At 74.5% G+C, this 16248-nt stretch carries 11 protein-coding genes; 9 read left to right on the forward strand and 2 right to left on the reverse strand.

Features of this window, described 5'->3' with window-relative positions; all coding sequences use genetic code 11:
- Positions 1 to 85 precede the first annotated feature (85 nt).
- The gene (locus ACIP2X_RS05880) at positions 86 to 967 is read right to left on the reverse strand and encodes a YegS/Rv2252/BmrU family lipid kinase (RefSeq protein WP_401667997.1); all 882 of its coding nucleotides are present in this window, start codon (positions 965 to 967) and stop codon (positions 86 to 88) included.
- 120 nt (positions 968 to 1087) lie between these two features.
- Positions 1088 to 2686, reverse strand: a complete 1599-nt coding sequence (locus tag ACIP2X_RS05885; RefSeq protein ID WP_401667999.1) for an FAD-binding oxidoreductase — start codon at positions 2684 to 2686, stop codon at positions 1088 to 1090.
- 66 nt (positions 2687 to 2752) lie between these two features.
- On the opposite strand from ACIP2X_RS05885, the gene ACIP2X_RS05890 reads away from it, so the two are divergent.
- The 9 genes from ACIP2X_RS05890 (at position 2753) to ACIP2X_RS05930 (ending at position 16239) form a co-directional block, all read left to right on the forward strand.
- On the forward strand, positions 2753 to 3370 hold the full coding sequence (locus tag ACIP2X_RS05890; protein WP_401668001.1) for a TetR/AcrR family transcriptional regulator: 618 nt from the start codon (positions 2753 to 2755) through the stop codon (positions 3368 to 3370).
- A complete protein-coding gene (locus tag ACIP2X_RS05895; protein WP_401668003.1) occupies positions 3367 to 4950 on the forward strand; it encodes a glycerol-3-phosphate dehydrogenase/oxidase in 1584 nt (527 codons plus the stop codon). Before ACIP2X_RS05890 ends, ACIP2X_RS05895 begins: the two co-directional genes overlap by 4 nt.
- 124 nt (positions 4951 to 5074) lie before the next feature.
- Positions 5075 to 6427 (forward strand): diacylglycerol/lipid kinase family protein, encoded by a 1353-nt coding sequence (locus ACIP2X_RS05900; protein ID WP_401668005.1) that lies wholly within the window; start codon positions 5075 to 5077, stop codon positions 6425 to 6427.
- A gap of 187 nt (positions 6428 to 6614) precedes the next feature.
- Positions 6615 to 7727, forward strand: coding sequence for an aminotransferase class V-fold PLP-dependent enzyme (locus tag ACIP2X_RS05905; protein WP_401668007.1), 1113 nt, complete (start codon positions 6615 to 6617; stop codon positions 7725 to 7727).
- Between the two features lie 199 nt (positions 7728 to 7926).
- Positions 7927 to 9357, forward strand: coding sequence for an FG-GAP-like repeat-containing protein (locus ACIP2X_RS05910; protein WP_401668010.1), 1431 nt, complete (start codon positions 7927 to 7929; stop codon positions 9355 to 9357).
- A 107-nt stretch (positions 9358 to 9464) separates the two neighbouring features.
- On the forward strand, positions 9465 to 10388 hold the full coding sequence (locus ACIP2X_RS05915; protein WP_401668013.1) for a MurR/RpiR family transcriptional regulator: 924 nt from the start codon (positions 9465 to 9467) through the stop codon (positions 10386 to 10388).
- Positions 10389 to 10581: 193 nt separating this feature from the next.
- The gene (locus ACIP2X_RS05920) at positions 10582 to 13473 is read left to right on the forward strand and encodes an FAD-binding and (Fe-S)-binding domain-containing protein (protein WP_401668015.1); all 2892 of its coding nucleotides are present in this window, start codon (positions 10582 to 10584) and stop codon (positions 13471 to 13473) included.
- A gap of 203 nt (positions 13474 to 13676) precedes the next feature.
- On the forward strand, positions 13677 to 14618 hold the full coding sequence (gene murQ, locus ACIP2X_RS05925) for an N-acetylmuramic acid 6-phosphate etherase (protein WP_401668018.1): 942 nt from the start codon (positions 13677 to 13679) through the stop codon (positions 14616 to 14618).
- Positions 14619 to 14664: 46 nt separating this feature from the next.
- Positions 14665 to 16239 carry a PTS transporter subunit EIIC gene (locus ACIP2X_RS05930; protein ID WP_401668021.1) on the forward strand — a complete coding sequence of 525 codons (1575 nt, stop codon included), beginning with the start codon at positions 14665 to 14667 and terminating at the stop codon, positions 16237 to 16239.
- Positions 16240 to 16248: the final 9 nt, after the last annotated feature.

Below are 16248 nucleotides of genomic sequence, written 5' to 3' on the forward strand. Positions count from 1 at the left end.
CGCGACCGGGCCCGACTCGTCGTCCTCGCCTACGAGTCGGGGTTCCTGCGCCCCGGACGCCGACGGCCCCGGTGGCGCCCGCCCCTCAGTGCAGGACGCGCAGCGCGCCCGGCAGCACCCTGGCTTCCACGGGCAGCACCGCCTCGACCTCGCCGTCCGCCCCGTAGGGGATCTCCCGGTCGGCCTCGATGCGTATCTCCCTGCCCTGGACGACGCTCACCTGGGGCCGCTCGACGTGGGTGCCGCTGTCGAGTTCCTTCATCAGGGCGAAGAACAGCCGGCGCGGCGCGTCGTGGATCATCACGACGTCCAGCAGCCCGTCGTCCAGCCGGGCCCCCGGTGCGACCAGGCGGGCGGAACCGTAGTAGCCGGAGTTGGCGGCCACCGCGGTGTAGCCGGCGTACGCGTGCTCCCGGCCGTCGACGGTGACCCGGTAGCGGGCGGGACGCCAGGTGGTGATGGCGCGCAGGGCTCCGGCGTAGTAGGAGGCGGTGCCGCGCAGCAGCCGGGCGCGATTGGCGTGGCGGTTGGCGAGCGCGTCGACCCCGGCGTAGACGCTGCCGAGGACGACGGTGCGGTCGTGGGCGGCCGAGGTGACCTCGATGGTGTCGACGGCGCGCGGTGTGCCGTCGAGCAGGATCTTGACGAGGCTCTCGGGATCGCCCGGCAGTCCCAGGGCGCGGGCGAAGTCGTTGCCGCGGCCGGCCGGGACCACGCCGAAGACGGTCCCGGTGCCGCTCAGCGCACCGCCGATGCCCCCGGTGATGCCGTCGCCGCCGACGGCGAGCACCACCCGCCCGCGCTCCCCGGCCCGTCGGGCGAGTTCGCGGGCGTGGGCGAGGCTGCGGCTGTACTCGGTCTCCAGCTCGGCGCCGGCCTCCCGCAGCAGCCGGGCCACCTTCAGCAGCGCCGCAGCGCCGGTGGCTCCGCCCGCGGTGGGGTTGACGACGGCGGTGAACTGTCGCATCGATGTGCCTCCGGGCTGGCGATCGTGCAGGGCGGGTGCCGGGCCATGGCCCTGCGAGGGACGGGCCGGCGGGGGAGGGGTTGGAGCGAGGGAGGGCTGGAGCGGGGGAGCGCTGCCGGGTCAGTCCGCGGGCAGCAGGACGCCCGGGTTCATCAGTCCGTGCGGGTCCAGCCGTTGCTTGACGGCCCGCAGCGCCGCGACACCCAGGTCGCCGGCCTCCCGCACGTACCAGGCGCGGTGGTCGGTGCCCACGCCGTGATGGTGCGTGATGGTGCCGCCGGCGTCGAGGATCGCGTCGTTCGCGGCGTGCTTGGCCCGCGTCCAGTGGGCCACCGGGTCCTCGCCCTGCGCCGAGACGACGGTGAAGTAGAGCGAGGCGCCGTTCTCGTAGACGTGCGAGATGTGGCACATGACCAGGGGAGGCGTGCCGCCCTCGGTGAGCGTGCGGGTCAGCGCCTCCTTGACGGCGGCATACAGCCCCGGCAGCCGTGACCAGTACGCGGCCGTCTCCAGCGTCTCCGCGAACGCGCCCGCTTCGAGGAGCGCGTCGCGCAGGTACGGTGCCGAGTAGCGGCCGTGCGCCCAGCGTTCGCCCGGTTCGCCGCCCGCGAAGGTGCCGCCGCAGTCGGCGAGGACCTGCGCCGCGGCCGCCCGGCGCTGCGCGGTGTCGGCCTCGGTACCCTCGAACCCGACCACGGCCAGGCATCCGGCGCCCTGCTGTTCGACGGCGGAGCCGATGGCGTCCGGCTGGGCGAGTCCGATCAGCGTCTCGGTCTCGTCGGACAGACGCAGGACCGTGGGGCGCGGCCCGTCCTGGGCGAGCCGGCGCAGCGCCGCGGCACCCGCGTCGAAGGAGGCGAACCGCCAGCCCTCGTAGCGCCGGGTGCGCGGGACGGGCCGGACGCGGACGGTGACGGAGGTGATGACGCCGAAGGCGCCCTCCGAGCCCAGCAGCATCTGGCGCAGGTCGGGCCCCGCGGCCGACCGAGGTGCCCGGCCGGTGTCCAGGGTGCCCTCGGGCGTGGCGACGGTCAGGCCCAGCACCATCTCGTCGAAGCGCCCGTAGCCGGCGGAGGCCTGCCCGCTGGAGCGGGTCGCGGCGTAACCGCCGATGGTGGCCCACTCGTAGGACTGGGGGAAGTGGCCGAGGGTGAAGCCGTGCTCGGCGAGCACCGCCTCGGCCTCGGGGGTGCGCAGGCCGGGTTCCAGGGTGGCGGTGCGCGAGACGGGGTCGAGGTCGAGCAGGCGGTTCATGCGCCGCAGGTCCAGGGCGACGAAGGGGGTGCGGCGGCCGGGAGCGAGCCCTCCGACGACCGAGGTGCCGCCGCCGAACGGGACGAGCGGCAGGCCGTGTTCCGCACAGGCGCGGAGCAGGGCGAGCACCTCGTCGTGGCTCTCCGGCAGGACGACGGCGGCCGGCGCGTCGGCGGTGTCTCCGGTGCGGATGCGCAGCAGGTCCGGGGTGGACTTGCCGCGGGTGTGCCGCAGACGGGCCTCCGTGTCGGTGCGGACCCGGTCCGCGCGGTCGCCGAGCGCGGACAGCAGCGCCTGGTGGGCGGCGCCGTCCAGGGCGGGTGCGGCGATCTCGACCTCCTCCGGCGCCGCCGGGGCCGTGGGATGCGGGGTGACACCGAGCCAGTCGCGCAGCAGCCCTGTCACGTTGTCGGGCAGCGGCGTCGCCCTGGCCGGGTCGCCCCAGCCGTTCCACAGCATGTCCATGCCTGTCGTCCTCACACGGTTTCGAGGGTGTGCCGCCGGAGCGGGTCGGGCGTTACACTGTTACACATGGCGCCTATTCGTCACAACAGATCGGTTCCGCAGAACTCCTCCGACAGCGACGTGGTGCTCGACGCCGTGCGGGACTGCGTCCTCGCGGTCGGTGTCCGGCGCACGACCATGACCGACGTCGCCCGCCGGGCCGGCGTCTCCCGGATGACGCTCTACCGGCGCTGGCCCGACGTCCGCACCCTCGTGGGCGATCTCATGACGCGGGAGTGGATCGCCGTGGCGATGGACGCCATGCCCGAGAGCCGCCCCGGGGCGGGCACGCGCGCGCCTCTCGTCGACGGCCTGGTGGCCGGCGTCGAGGCGTTCCGGGCCCATCCGCTCTACCAGAAGATCGTCGACGTCGACCCCGAACTCCTGCTGCCCTACATGCTCGACCGGCGCGGCGCCAGCCAGGAGGCCCTGCTGGAGCTGCTCACCGACGCGCTGCGCAAGGGGCACGCCGACGACTCGGTGCGAAAGGCCCCCGCCGAACGCCAGGCGCGGACCGTCCTGCTGATCCTGCAGTCCTTCGCCCTGTCGCTGCGCACCATGACCGACGAGGACGACCCCGATCTCACCACCGCGGCTTTCCTGGCCGAACTGCGCACCGTTCTGGAGAGGACCCTCACCCCATGAGCCCGACCAGCAGCCCCGCCGCCGGCAGCTCCCTGACCGCCGCGCGCCGCGGCCGTGAACTGACCGAGGCCACCGACGGCCGCGTCGTGGACGTGCTGGTCGTGGGCCTCGGCGCGACCGGCGCCGGAGTGGCCCTCGACGCCGCGGCCCGCGGCCTGGACGTCGTCGCGATCGATGCCCACGACCTGGCGTTCGGCACGTCCCGCTGGAGCTCCAAGCTCATCCACGGCGGGCTGCGCTACCTGGCCTCCGGACAGCTCGACGTGGCCCACGAGAGCGCCGTCGAACGCGGCGTGCTGATGGAGCGCACGGCCCCTCATCTGGTGCGCGCCCAGCCCTTCGTGCTGCCCCTGACCGGGCTCGTCTCCCGCGGACAGGCGGCCTTGACCTGGGCCGGACTCCGGGCGGGCGACGGTCTGCGGCTGACCGCCCGCACGGCCCGCGCCACGCTGCCCGCACCGCGCCGCCTGACCGCCGTCGAGACCCGGCACATGGCCCCCACGCTGCGCCCCGAGGGGCTGCGGGGCGGACTGCTGTCCTGGGACGGCAAGCTCACCGACGACACCCGCCTGGTGACCGCCCTGGCCCGGACCGCCGCCGCGCGCGGCGCCCGCGTGCTGACCCGGGTCCGGGCCCTGGAACTGAGCGCGTCCGGCGCCCGGATCCGCGACGAACTCACCGGTGAGGAGGGCGAGATCCGTGCCCGCGCCGTGATCAACGCCTCCGGCGTGTGGGCGGGCGACCTGGTGGACGGCATCCGCATCCGGCCCTCGCGCGGCACCCACCTCGTCCTGCGGGCGGAACGCATCGGGCCGCTCCCCGCCGGGCTGCACATCCCCGTCCCCGGTGAGACGAACCGCTTCGTCCTGGTCCTGCCGCAGGACGACGGCCGGGTCTACGTCGGCCTCACCGACGAACCCCTGGACGGCCCCGTCCCCGATGTCCCCGAGGTGCCCGAGACCGACATCGGCTTCCTGCTCGACGTGCTCGGCTCGGTGCTGGACGTCCCCGTGGGACGGGACGACGTCGTCGGCGCCTTCGCCGGCCTGCGCCCCCTGCTCGACACCTCGGCGACCGCGGCGCCCGGGACGGCCGCACGCACGGCGGACATCTCCCGCCGGCACGCGGTGCTGACCTCACCGGACGGGGTGGTCAGCGTCGTCGGCGGCAAGCTCACCACCTACCGCCGGATGGCGCAGGACGCCGTGAACGCCGCGGTCACCGCCCGTGGCCTGAGCGCGGGCCCGTCACCGACCGCCGCACTCCCGCTCGTGGGCGCGGCCGCGCCCCGCGCGCTCTCCGCGCTGCGGGCGCCGCGCCGTCTGGTCCAGCGGTACGGCACGGAGGCACCGGCCGTGCACGCCCTTGCCGCCGACGAGCCACGGCTCGGCGAGCCGGTCGTGCCGGGCCACCCCGTCACCGGCGCCGAACTCGTGTGGGCACTGCGCCACGAGGGCGCCCTGGACGAGGCCGACCTGCTCGACCGGCGCACCCGCATCGGACTGGTCCCGGCGGACCGCGCCGAGGCGCTGGAGGCGGTTCGGGGATTTGTCGGGGAGGCCCTGGCGCTGGACGGGTGAACCGGCGACCACGGGTGCGCCCCGGGTGACGCGGCGCCCGGCCGGGATGCCCTCCGGTCCGTGAGGGCGCAGTCTGGTGTCCCGGACCGGGCCGAAAGGTGGACCACGTCATGAGAAGGCGCTGATGGCGGGCTCCGGAGGGGACGGGGGCGCGCTCGCACGGCTGCTGGCGCGGCTGGCCGTGCTGGCGGCGATCGGCTGCCTGGCCGTGCTGGCGCTCACGGTGGGCAGGGGCGGCCTGGAGGTGATCGCGGCCGGGCTGCTCGGGCTGGTCCTCGGGGCGGCGGGGGTGTGGTGGTTCCTGGCGTACCGGGGCCTGGTGCGCCTGTTCGGAGCGTCCCTCGCGATCGCCGCGCCCGCCGCGGTGCTGGTGCTGTACGCGTTCGACGGATTGTGGCTGACCGCCCTGGTGCTGATCCTGTGCTGGGCGGCCGCGCTCGCCTGCGCCCGGGCGGCGTTGCGCCGGGCCGGCCCCGCGCGGGCGAGGGAGACGGTCGCCGCGTCCCGTCCCGCCCGGCCGTTCCTCGTCATGAACCCGAAGTCGGGGGGAGGGAAGGTCGGCCGCTTCGGACTCGTGGAGCGGGCGGAGCGAATGGGAGCGCGGGTCGTCCTGCTCGACCCCTCGGCCCCGTCGGACGTGACCGCGCTGGCCCGCGAGGCGGTCGCCGAAGGGGCCGACCTGCTGGGTGTCGCGGGAGGCGACGGCACCCAGGCCCAGGTCGCCGCGGTCGCCGCCGAACACGACCTGCCCTTCCTCGTGATCTGCGCCGGCACCCGCAACCACTTCGCCATGGACCTCGGCCTCGACCGGTCCGACCCGACGCGCTGCCTCGACGCGCTGACCGACGGCGAGGAACTCCGGGTCGACCTCGGCGACGTCGACGGCCGGGCGTTCGTCAACACCGTGTCCTTCGGGGTCTACGCCGACGTCGTGCAGCGCCCCGAGTACCGCGACGACAAGGCGGGCACGGCCCTGACCGTGATGCCGGAACTGCTGGTGGGGGACCGGGTGCGACGGCTCGACGCGCGCGTCGACGGCACGTCGCTCGCCTCGCAGCAGGCACTGCTGGTCAGCAACAACGCCTACACGTCACCCGACGCGCTCCACGGGAGCGGACGCCGGCCGAGGCTCGACGGTGGCGAGCTGGGCCTGGTGGCCATCCGGGTGGGGAGCGCGGCGCAGGCCGCGGATCTGGCGGTGCGGGGCTCGCAGTCCGGCGCGCTGACGGTCGGGACGGCACGACGGGTCGAGGTGACCGCCGACACGGCCGAGATCCCGGTGGCGGTGGACGGCGAGGCGCTGCGGATGGCCACACCGGTGGTGTGCACCCTGCGGCACAGGGCCCTGCGGGTCCGGGTGCCGCGCGACCGGCCGGGTGTCGCGCTCCCGGCGCCGCCGGTGGACTGGCGACGACTCGTCGACCTCGCGCTCGGCCGCGCCGGACGGACCGCCGTTCGGTGGCCCCGGACCTGGTGACGAAGCGTCCGGCCGTTTCGCCGGCGGTCGGTGCACGGGCCCCGGGACGTCGGCCCTGGTGCGGGCGGCGCCGGGCAGGGCCCCTACCGTGGGGGACGGCGGGAGCCGGTGGATCGCCACGCACGCTCCCGGCCCGGCGGCCGCTCCGCTCCGCTCGATCGCACCGTCCCGGAAGGAAGAGCCCCCCGTGCTTACGTCGTACGCAGCGCACTTCGACACACCCGCCGGCTACCTGGACTTCGCCCGGTTCGGGCCGCCGTCGCGGGACGTCGTGGCAGCCACCGCCCGGGCCATGGAGGAGTCCGCGCGGGCCGACCACGGGACCGTGGACGACCTCATGCGCGCGGACCTGGCCGCACGCGAGAGCGCGGCCCGGCTCGCGGGCACCGACGCCCGGCACACCGTGCTCCTGCCCAACGCGTCCACCGGCCTCTTCCACGCCGCGCTCGGCATGCGCGAGGGCGTCGTCCTCGCGCCCCGCACCGACTTCCCCTCCAACCAGTACCCGTGGCGCCGCGCCGCGGACCTGGGCCGGGTCACGCCCCGCTGGCTCGACCCCGCGCCCGGCGAGGGCGTCGGCCCCGACCTGGTCCGTGCAGCGCTGACCGACGACACCGTCGCCGTGTCCGTCAGCGCGGTGGACTTCCGCACCGGGTTCCGCGCGGACCTGGCCGCGCTGCGCGAGGTGATCGGGGCATCACGGCTCCTGATCGTCGACGCCATCCAGGCCTTCGGCGTGACGCAGATGCCCTGGGAGGCCGCCGACGTCCTCGTCGTGGGCGGCCAGAAGTGGCTGCGGGCGGGCTGGTCCACGGGGTTCGCCGCCCTGTCCGACCGGGCGCTCGACACCCTGGAGCCGGTGCTCACCGGCTGGACGGGGGTCGAGGAGCCCGGCCTCTTCGACGACACGGAGCACCGGCCCGCCCCCGACGCGCGGCGATGGTCCATCACGCATCTCAGCCCGGTGGCGGCGGGCGCCTTCGCCGCCGCGCTGGACCTCGTGGAACGGCACACCGTCGCGGCGATCGAGGAGGCCGTCGCAGCGCGGGTCGCGGAACTCGGTGAGGTCGTCCGGCGCTCCGGCGGCCGCGTCCTGTCCCCGGCCGATCCGGCGCGCCGGGCGGGCATCCTCTCCTTCGCGCTGCCGGACCACGACCCCCTGCTCGTCGCCAAGGCGCTGCAGGCCGAGGGGATCACGGCGACGGTGCGGACCGACTCGCTGAGGCTCTCCCCGCACGCCTCGACGCCGCCGGAGACCTCCGAGCGGGTCGCCGCCGCGCTGTCCTCACTGCCCAACTGACGGAACGCCCCGGAGGCGACCGCCGCCCGGACCGCTCCCACAACCTTCCGACCCGGCCACGAGTCCCCTCTGTGACGTATCCATGGCGAACGGGTTGCCGCACGATGTCCGGCCGGTTCCACCGGCCTCGGAGACCGTCGCGCCTCCCGTGTGCCGTCGGCGCGAGCCCTGGCCGCGCCTTGGGGAAGGGGACGCACAGATGGGCAGATGGAGAACGGCCGCGGTGATGGCGGCCGGACTGATGGCGGGCTCGCTGCTGCCCGCGGCTCCGGCCGCCGCCGTGCACGCCGCGGCACCCGGTGACTTCAACGGGGACGGGTACCGGGACGCGGTCCTGCCCGCGCCGGGTGCGAACGTCTCCGGCAAGGTGGCCGCCGGCGCCGTCGTGGTGCTGTACGGCTCGTCCTCCGGTCTCTCGGCCGGCCGACGCAAGACGATCACTCAGAACACGTACGGCGTGCCGGGCTCGGTCGAGCCGTACGACCGCTTCGGTGCCTCCACGGCGACCGCCGACCTGAACCGGGACGGGTACGCCGACCTGGTGGTGGGCTCGCCGTACGAGGACACCGCGTACGGCGTCAACTCCGGTGTCGTGATGGTGCTCTGGGGCGGCAGGGACGGCCTCGGCCGCGGCACGGTGCTGCCACCGCCGGCCGCCGCCGCCAACCAGGCGTACGGCCTCGACGTGGCCGCGGCCGGCCTGGGGGCGGGCGCCAGGACGCAGGTCCTGGTCGGCGGGGCGAAGGTGACCGTCGCCTTCACCGGCCCGTTCAGCCGTACCGGCGCCTTCGGCTCCGCGGCGCAGAACGCGGAGGAGGACGCCGTGGGGTCGGTGGCACTCGGCGACCTCGACCGCGACGGCGTTCCCGACCAGGTGGCCCTCGGCGGCCACCGGGCCGACCTGTCGGGCAGTCAGGTCAGGGTGCGCCCGACGGGAAGTCGGCCATGGCCGGAGGGGCTTCGGAACGGCAACGGGCTCATCGCCGCGACCGGTGACGTCGACGGCGACGGGTACGCCGACCTCGTCGTCGGTGACCCCCAGGAGGCGACCCATTGCTGCGACGGTGCGCTGGGCGGCCGTGTGCTGCTCTGGCGCGGGTCGGCGGACGGCATCGCCGGCGACGCGCAGCCCGAGGAGATCACGCAGCGGACCGAGGGCGTACCCGGCTCGAGCGAGCGCGGCGACACCTTCGGTGCCGGTGTCACCGTGGCCGATCTGAACCGGGACGGTCTCGCGGACATCGTGGTCGGCGCACCCAACGAAGCCGTCGGCAGCGTCAGAAGGGCGGGCACGGTCACCGTGATCCCCGGCCGGCGGACGGGCGGGCTGGGCGCGGGCGCGTACTCCTTCCACCAGGAGACCCCCGGCGTCCCGAGCATCTCCGAACACCGTGACTGCTTCGGCACCACGGTCTCGGCCGGGGACGTCGACCGGGACGGGATGCCGGAACTGCTCGTCGGTGCCGCCTGCGAGAACGACTACACCGGCGCGGTGTTCGTCATCCCCGGTGGCGCCTCACGCCCGACCGGCAAGGGCAGCTACGCCTTCACGCCGAACATGTTCGGCTTCATCCAGCGGGACAGCACGCTCCTCGGCGGCAACGGGCTGTGGTGGATCCTGGGCGGCTGAGCGACCGAGCGGCTCGTCGGATGCCCCGGCACCGTCGTGACCTGGTGTTGTGATTAACTGCCTGTCACGGTGCGTACGCCCCCGTCGTCCGGTGCAGGAGGAAGCCGATGAGCCGCCGGGACGAGCCCCTCACGCCGGAGCGCGGCCCCGTGGGTGCGGGCGGAGCCGACGCCCTGACCCGCATCCGCGCCGGCCGGCCCACGCTGCCGCCCTCGGAGCGACGGGTGGCCGACGCGGTGCTCGCGGACCCGGCCGGCAGCTCGGAACTCTCCATCGGCGCGCTAGCCGAACGAGCATCCACCTCACCCGCCACAGTGCTGCGCTTCTGCCGGACGCTCGGCTTCGGCAGCTACCCCCAGCTGCGGCTCGCCCTGGCCGCCGCGGTCGCGCACGAGCGGGCGGTCGGCGGGGAGCAGTCGGCGCTGGGCACCGACATCGATCCCTCCGACTCCCTGGAACAGATCGTCAAGAAGATCATCTACAACGAGGTGCGCGCGCTCGACGAGACCGCCCGCAGCGTGGACCCGACGGTCCTCGGCCGGGCCGTCGACGCCCTCGCCACGGCCCGGCGCATCGACATCTTCGGCGTCGGCGCGAGCGGCTTCGTCGGCCAGGACCTGCACCAGAAGCTGCACCGCGTCGGCCACATCGCGTTCGTGTGGACCGACGTCCACGCCGCCCTGACGGCGACCGCGCTGCTGGGGCCCGGCGACGTGGCGATCGGCATCTCCCACTCCGGGGAGACGGAGGACACCGTCGAGCCGCTGGCCGCGGCCGCCGCCAGGGGAGCGACCACCGTCGCCCTCACCAATTTCCCCCGGTCCGCGCTGGCGGAGGCGGCCGACCTCGTCCTCACCACCTCCGCCCGCGAGACACCGTTCCGCTCGGGCGCCACGGTCAGCCGGATCGCCCAGCTGGCCCTGGTCGACTGCTTGTTCGTCGCCGTCGCGCAGCGCTCCTACGACGCCGCGGCGGCGGCCCTCCAGGAGACCTACACCGCCGTGCAGCGACGCCGGCGGCGTCGCCCGTAGCACCTGCGCGTCGGCATGCCCGACGGCACCCCGATGTCCCGCTCCGCCCCGCGCCCAGGCCTGCCCATGCGCCGAATGTAATTTAATTACATGTCGCACATCCGGTCGTAAGTTATTGACATCGCGCGACGGTGATCCCGATACTCCCGTGACCCACCGTCGTCCCGCGCCGAACCGGCGGCGCCGAGGAGCCATGAGCCACCCCACCGCCTCCGTCCCGTCCGCCCCCGCGTCGCCGCCCTCCGACGAGCGGCTGGCCGAACTGCTCGCCTCGTGCGTCGGCGACCCGGCCCGGGTGACGACCGCGCTGCCCCGCCGGATCGCGGCGGCCCACGACGCCTCGCCCTACCTGTTCACCCCGCGCGCGGTGGTCCGCGCCGCCTCGGCCGGCGAGGTCGGCGCACTGATGGCCGGAGCCCGCGCGGCCGGCGTCCCGGTGACCCTGCGCTCCGGCGGCACCAGCCTCGCCGGCCAGGCCGGCGGCGACGGCGTCCAGATCGACGTACGCACGCACTGGCGCAACGCGGAGATCCTCGACGACGGGCACCGGGTCCGCCTCCAGCCCGGACTGACCGTCCGCCGGGCCAACGCCCGGCTCGCCCGGTACGGCCGCCGGCTGGGCCCGGACCCGGCAAGCGAGAGCGCCTGCACCATCGGCGGCCTCGTCGCCAACAACTCCAGCGGCATGAACTGCGGCACCCGGGACAACGCCTACCGCACCATCGAGTCCCTGCGGTTCGTGCTGCCCTCCGGCACCGTCGTCGACACCGCGGACGCGGACGCCGACGAGGCGCTGCGGGCGCGCGAACCCGAACTGCACGCGGGACTGCTGCGCCTGCGGGACCGGGTGCGCGGATCGGCCGCGTCGCGGGCCACGGTGGAGCGGCTCTTCGCCATGAAGAACACCATGGGGTATGGGCTGAACTCCTTCCTCGACCACTCCACCCCGGCCGACGTCCTCGCGCGGCTGATGGTGGGCAGCGAGGGCACGCTCGGGTTCGTCGCGGAGGCCGTCTTCCGCACGGTCCCGCTCCTGCCGCACACCGCCACGGGGCTGCTCGTCCTGCCGGGCCTCGCCGAGGCGACCGACTGCCTGCCGGCGCTGCTCGCCGCCGGGGCCCGCACCGTGGAACTGCTCGACGCCGCCTCCCTGCGGGTGGCGCAGCGGTCCGCCGACCCGGTGGAGGCCTTGCGCGCTCTCACCGTCGGCGGCCATGCGGCGCTGCTCGTCGAGTTCGCCGAGGACGACGCCGAGGCCCTGGAGCACACCGTCGCCGCCGCCCACCCCGCGCTGCGGCAGCTGCCCACCGTCACCACGGCGGAGCTCACCCGTGACGCGGGGGAGCGGAACCGGCTCTGGCGGCTGCGCAAGGGGCTGTACACCGCGGTCGCCGGCGCGCGCCGCCCCGGTACGACGGCCCTGCTGGAGGACGTGGCGGTGCCGATGGAGCGGCTGACCGCCACCGGCGAGGGCCTGATCGACCTGTTCGCCCGGCACGGCTACGACGACGCGGTGATCTTCGGGCACGCACGCGACGGCAACCTGCACTTCATGCTGACCCAGGACTTCGACTCCGGCGGCGAACTGGACCGCTACGCCCGCTTCACCGACGACATGGTCGACCTCGTCCTTGCGGCGGGCGGCACGCTCAAGGCCGAGCACGGCACCGGACGCGCCATGGCCCCGTTCGTCAGGCGCCAGTACGGCGACGAACTCTACGAGGTGATGCGGGAGCTCAAGCGGTTGTGCGACCCGCACCGGCTGCTCAGCCCCGGCGTCCTCCTCGACGACGACCCCGGCGCGCACCTCGGCCACCTGAAGAGCGTCCCGGAGGTCGACCCGGCCGTGGACGCCTGCGTCGAGTGCGGCTATTGCGAGCCCGTCTGCCCGACGGCCGACGCGACCACGACCCCGCGACAGCGCATCGCCCTGCTGCGCGAGATCGCCCTCGCGGGGGCCGCGGGCGACGACGACCGGCGCCGCGCCCTGGAGGACGACTACGGCTACGCGGCCGTCGGCAGTTGCGCGGCCGACAGCCTGTGCGTCACCGCCTGCCCGGTCCACATCGACACGGGCGAGGTCATGAAGCGGCTGCGCGCGGACGGGCACGGAAAGGCGGCCCAGGGCGCCGCCGACCGCGTGGCGCGGCACTGGGAAGGAGCGGTCGCGGGCGTCCGTACGGCGCTCAAGGCGGCCCATGCCGTCCCGCTGCCCGTCACCAGGGCGGCGACGAGGGCGGTGCGAGGGCTGGGTGCCGGGGAACTGGTCCCCGTATGGACCCCGGACATGCCGCGCAGCGGGCCGGACCGTCCCGCCCCACGGCGTCCCGCCGACGCGGAGGCCGTGTTCTTCGCCGCCTGCATCGGAAGCCTCTTCGCGGCCGAGGACGGCGCCGGCGGGGCCGGGGGAGCGGCGCACGCCTTCCTGCGCCTGTGCGAGCGGGCGGGGGTCCCGGTCGCCGTGCCGGACGGACTGGGCGGCCTGTGCTGCGGCACCCCCTGGCAGTCCAAGGGGTACACGCGGGGCCACCGCACCATGGCCGCCCGCACGCTGGACGCCCTGTGGACGGCCACCGACCACGGCAGGCTGCCCGTCGTCTGCGACGCCTCCTCGTGCACCCACGGCCTGGAAGGGCTGGCCGACGCGCTGCCCGAGCAGGACCGGGCCCGCTACGCGACCCTGCGGTTCGTGGACAGCGTGGCCTTCGCCGCCGAGCGGCTGCTCCCCGCCCTCCCCGCCGTGCGGCCCGTGGGATCCCTGGCCCTGCATCCCACCTGTTCGACCACCCACCTGGGCGCCGACGACGCCCTGCGGACTCTGGCGGCCGCCCTGAGCCCGGACGTCACGGTGCCCGACTCCTGGGGCTGCTGCGCGTTCGCGGGCGACCGGGGACTGCTGCACCCGGAGGTCACCGCGGTGGCCACGGCCCGCCAGGCCGCCGAGATCAACACCCGCTCGTACGACGCCTACGCCTCCTGCAACCGCACCTGTGAGCTCGGGATGAGCCGCGCCACCGGGCGGCCCTACCGGCACATCCTCGAACTCCTCGACGAGGCCACCACCCCGACCGTGGCCGGGATGTGACCCACTGATCGCCTACCGAGTCTTGACGCGCCCGCGCACTGAAAATATGTTTCGTTTCGCCGGAGCGAAATGAAAGAAAATTTCGTCGCTGTCTCTCGTGTCACACGGACCGGCCGATCCCGCTGTCCGTCGCGTATGACGGAAAAGCGCCAGAGACACCCAAGCCACCTGAAATGCCCGAACCACAGGAGCCGTGAACGTTCATGTCCACCCAAGACGCCGTAGGGAACGGCCTGCTGCGTGACCAGCTCGCCACCATGGCCACGGAGGCGTACCGCCCCGACCTGGCGGACATCGACCGCCTGAGCACGCTGGACATCGCCCGCCACATGAACGCCGAGGACGCCACCGTCAGCGCGGCGGTCGCGGCCCGGCTCCCCGAGATCGCCGCCGCCGTCGACGGCATGGCCGAGCGGATGGCGCGGGGCGGACGGCTCGTCTACGCCGGGGCGGGCACCGCCGGACGGCTCGGTGTGCTCGACGCCTCCGAGTGCCCGCCCACCTTCAACACCGACCCGTCGCAGGTGGTGGGCCTCATCGCGGGAGGTCCGGCCGCCATGGTCACCGCCGTCGAAGGCGCCGAGGACTCCGAGGAGGGGGCCCGTCAGGACCTGGACGCACTGAGGGTGTCCGCGGACGACGTGGTGGTCGGCATCTCCGCCTCGGGCCGCACCCCGTACGCCGTCGAGGCCGTCCGGCACGCGCGCACCCTCGGCGCGCTCACGGTGGGGCTGTCCTGCAACGCCGACAGCGCGCTGGCCGCGGCCGCCGACCACGGCATCGAGGTCGTGGTCGGACCGGAGACCGTGACGGGCTCGACCCGGCTGAAGGCGGGCACCGCGCAGAAGCTGGTGCTCAACATGTTCTCCACCATCACCATGATCAGGCTGGGCAAGACCTACGGGAACCTGATGGTCGACGTCCGCGCCTCCAACGAGAAGCTGCGGGCCCGCGCCCACCGGATCGTGGGCCTCGCGACCGACGCCTCCGACGAGGCCGTCGCCGCCGCGCTCGCGGCGACCGGCGGCGAGGTCAAGAACGCCATCCTCACCCTGCTCGGATCCGTGGACGCACGGACGGCCGAGCGCCTGCTCCAGGACGCGCACGGGCACCTGCGCAGCGCCCTGGAGACCGCAGCCGCCTGACGTACCAGCCGATTTACCAGCCGATACTCACAGCAAGGCCGATCTCATGGCGAACGAGAACAAGTACCGCGACACCGCGGCCGCCATCCTGCCCCTGGTGGGCGGAGCGCGGAACGTGGCGTCGGTGGCCCACTGCATGACCCGGCTGCGGCTGGGCCTGCACGACCGGACCCTGGTGCAGGAGGAACAGCTCAAGGCACTGCCGGCGGTGATGGGCGTCGTCGAGGACGACACCTACCAGATCGTGCTCGGACCGGGCACCGTCGCCCGCGTCACCCCGGAGTTCGAGACCCTGGTCGAGCAGGAGCGCGCCGAGGCTGCCGAGGCCGCCCCCGCGGCTGGTGGCGTCCCGGGCGGTGACCCCGTGACCGCCGAGGACCTCGCCGTACAGGGCGCGGCGCTGCGCGCGGAGCGCAAGGCCCAGAACGCCACCCCCTTCAAGCTCCTGCTGCGCCGCATCGCGAACATCTTCGTGCCGCTGATCCCGGCGCTGATCGGCTGCGGCATCATCGCGGGCCTGAACGGTCTGCTCGTCAACCTGGGCTGGCTGCCCGGCATCACCCCGGCGCTCGCCGCGATGGCCTCCGGGTTCATGGCGCTGATCGCCGTGTTCGTCGGCTACAACACGGCCCAGGAGTTCGGCGGCACACCGATCCTCGGCGGCGCCGTCGCCGCCATCATCGTCTACGCGGGCGTGGCCAACGTCGAGGCGTTCGGCCAGGAACTCTCCCCGGGTCAGGGCGGTGTCCTCGGCGCGCTGGGCGCGGCGTGGCTCGCCGTGCAGATCGAGAAGTGGTGCCGTCGCTGGGTGCCCGTGTCCATCGACGTCCTGGTCACCCCGACCATCACCGTGCTGGTCGCGGGTCTGGCCACCCTCTTCGGGCTGATGTTCCTCGCCGGTGAGGTCTCCACGAAGATCGGTGAGGCCGCCAACTGGCTGCTCTCCAACGGCGGCGCGGGTGCCGGACTCATCCTCGGCGGTCTGTTCCTGCCGCTGGTCATGCTGGGCCTGCACCAGGCGCTGATCCCCATCCACACCACGCTCATCGAGCAGCAGGGCTACACCGTGCTGCTGCCGATCCTCGCGATGGCCGGCGCCGGCCAGGTCGGCGCGGCGATCGCCGTCTACTTCCGGCTGCACCGCAACACCTCGATCCGTACGACCATCAAGTCGGCGCTGTGGCCGGGCTTCCTCGGCGTGGGCGAGCCGCTGATCTACGGTGTGTCCCTGCCGCTGGGCCGCCCGTTCATCACGGCCTGCACCGGTGGCGCCCTCGGTGGCGCGTTCGTGGGGCTCTTCAACCAGCTGGGCACGGACGTCGGTTCCACCGCGATCGGCCCGTCGGGCTGGGCGCTCTTCCCGCTGCTCGACGGCGACCACGGACTCGGCCGGACGGTGGCCGTGTACGCCGCGGGCCTGGTCGTCGGTTACCTGGGCGGATTCCTGGCCACGTACTACTTCGGCTTCACCCGGACGATGCTCGCCGAACTGAACGTGGCGCCCGCGCAGTCGGCGCCGGCCACCGCCGCCCCGGCCACCGCCGGAGCCGACCCCGCGGCCAGCGCGGGTGCGGAGTCGCCGGCGGCCCCCGCCGCACCGGCCGGCGTTCCGGTCCGCTGACGGGCGACG

Origin of the sequence: Streptomyces sp. NPDC089424 (assembly GCF_044749345.1) — a bacterium.
GTDB lineage: Bacteria > Actinomycetota > Actinomycetes > Streptomycetales > Streptomycetaceae > Streptomyces.

Coding starts and splice junctions, on each gene's coding strand:
- ACIP2X_RS05880 (WP_401667997.1), bottom strand. CDS start 967: ATGCGACAGTTCACCGCCGTCGTCAACCCCACCGCGGGCGGAGCCACC.
- ACIP2X_RS05885 (WP_401667999.1), bottom strand. CDS start 2,686: ATGGACATGCTGTGGAACGGCTGGGGCGACCCGGCCAGGGCGACGCCG.
- ACIP2X_RS05890 (WP_401668001.1), top strand. CDS start 2,753: ATGGCGCCTATTCGTCACAACAGATCGGTTCCGCAGAACTCCTCCGAC.
- ACIP2X_RS05895 (WP_401668003.1), top strand. CDS start 3,367: ATGAGCCCGACCAGCAGCCCCGCCGCCGGCAGCTCCCTGACCGCCGCG.
- ACIP2X_RS05900 (WP_401668005.1), top strand. CDS start 5,075: ATGGCGGGCTCCGGAGGGGACGGGGGCGCGCTCGCACGGCTGCTGGCG.
- ACIP2X_RS05910 (WP_401668010.1), top strand. CDS start 7,927: ATGGGCAGATGGAGAACGGCCGCGGTGATGGCGGCCGGACTGATGGCG.
- ACIP2X_RS05915 (WP_401668013.1), top strand. CDS start 9,465: ATGAGCCGCCGGGACGAGCCCCTCACGCCGGAGCGCGGCCCCGTGGGT.
- ACIP2X_RS05920 (WP_401668015.1), top strand. CDS start 10,582: ATGAGCCACCCCACCGCCTCCGTCCCGTCCGCCCCCGCGTCGCCGCCC.
- murQ (WP_401668018.1), top strand. CDS start 13,677: ATGTCCACCCAAGACGCCGTAGGGAACGGCCTGCTGCGTGACCAGCTC.
- ACIP2X_RS05930 (WP_401668021.1), top strand. CDS start 14,665: ATGGCGAACGAGAACAAGTACCGCGACACCGCGGCCGCCATCCTGCCC.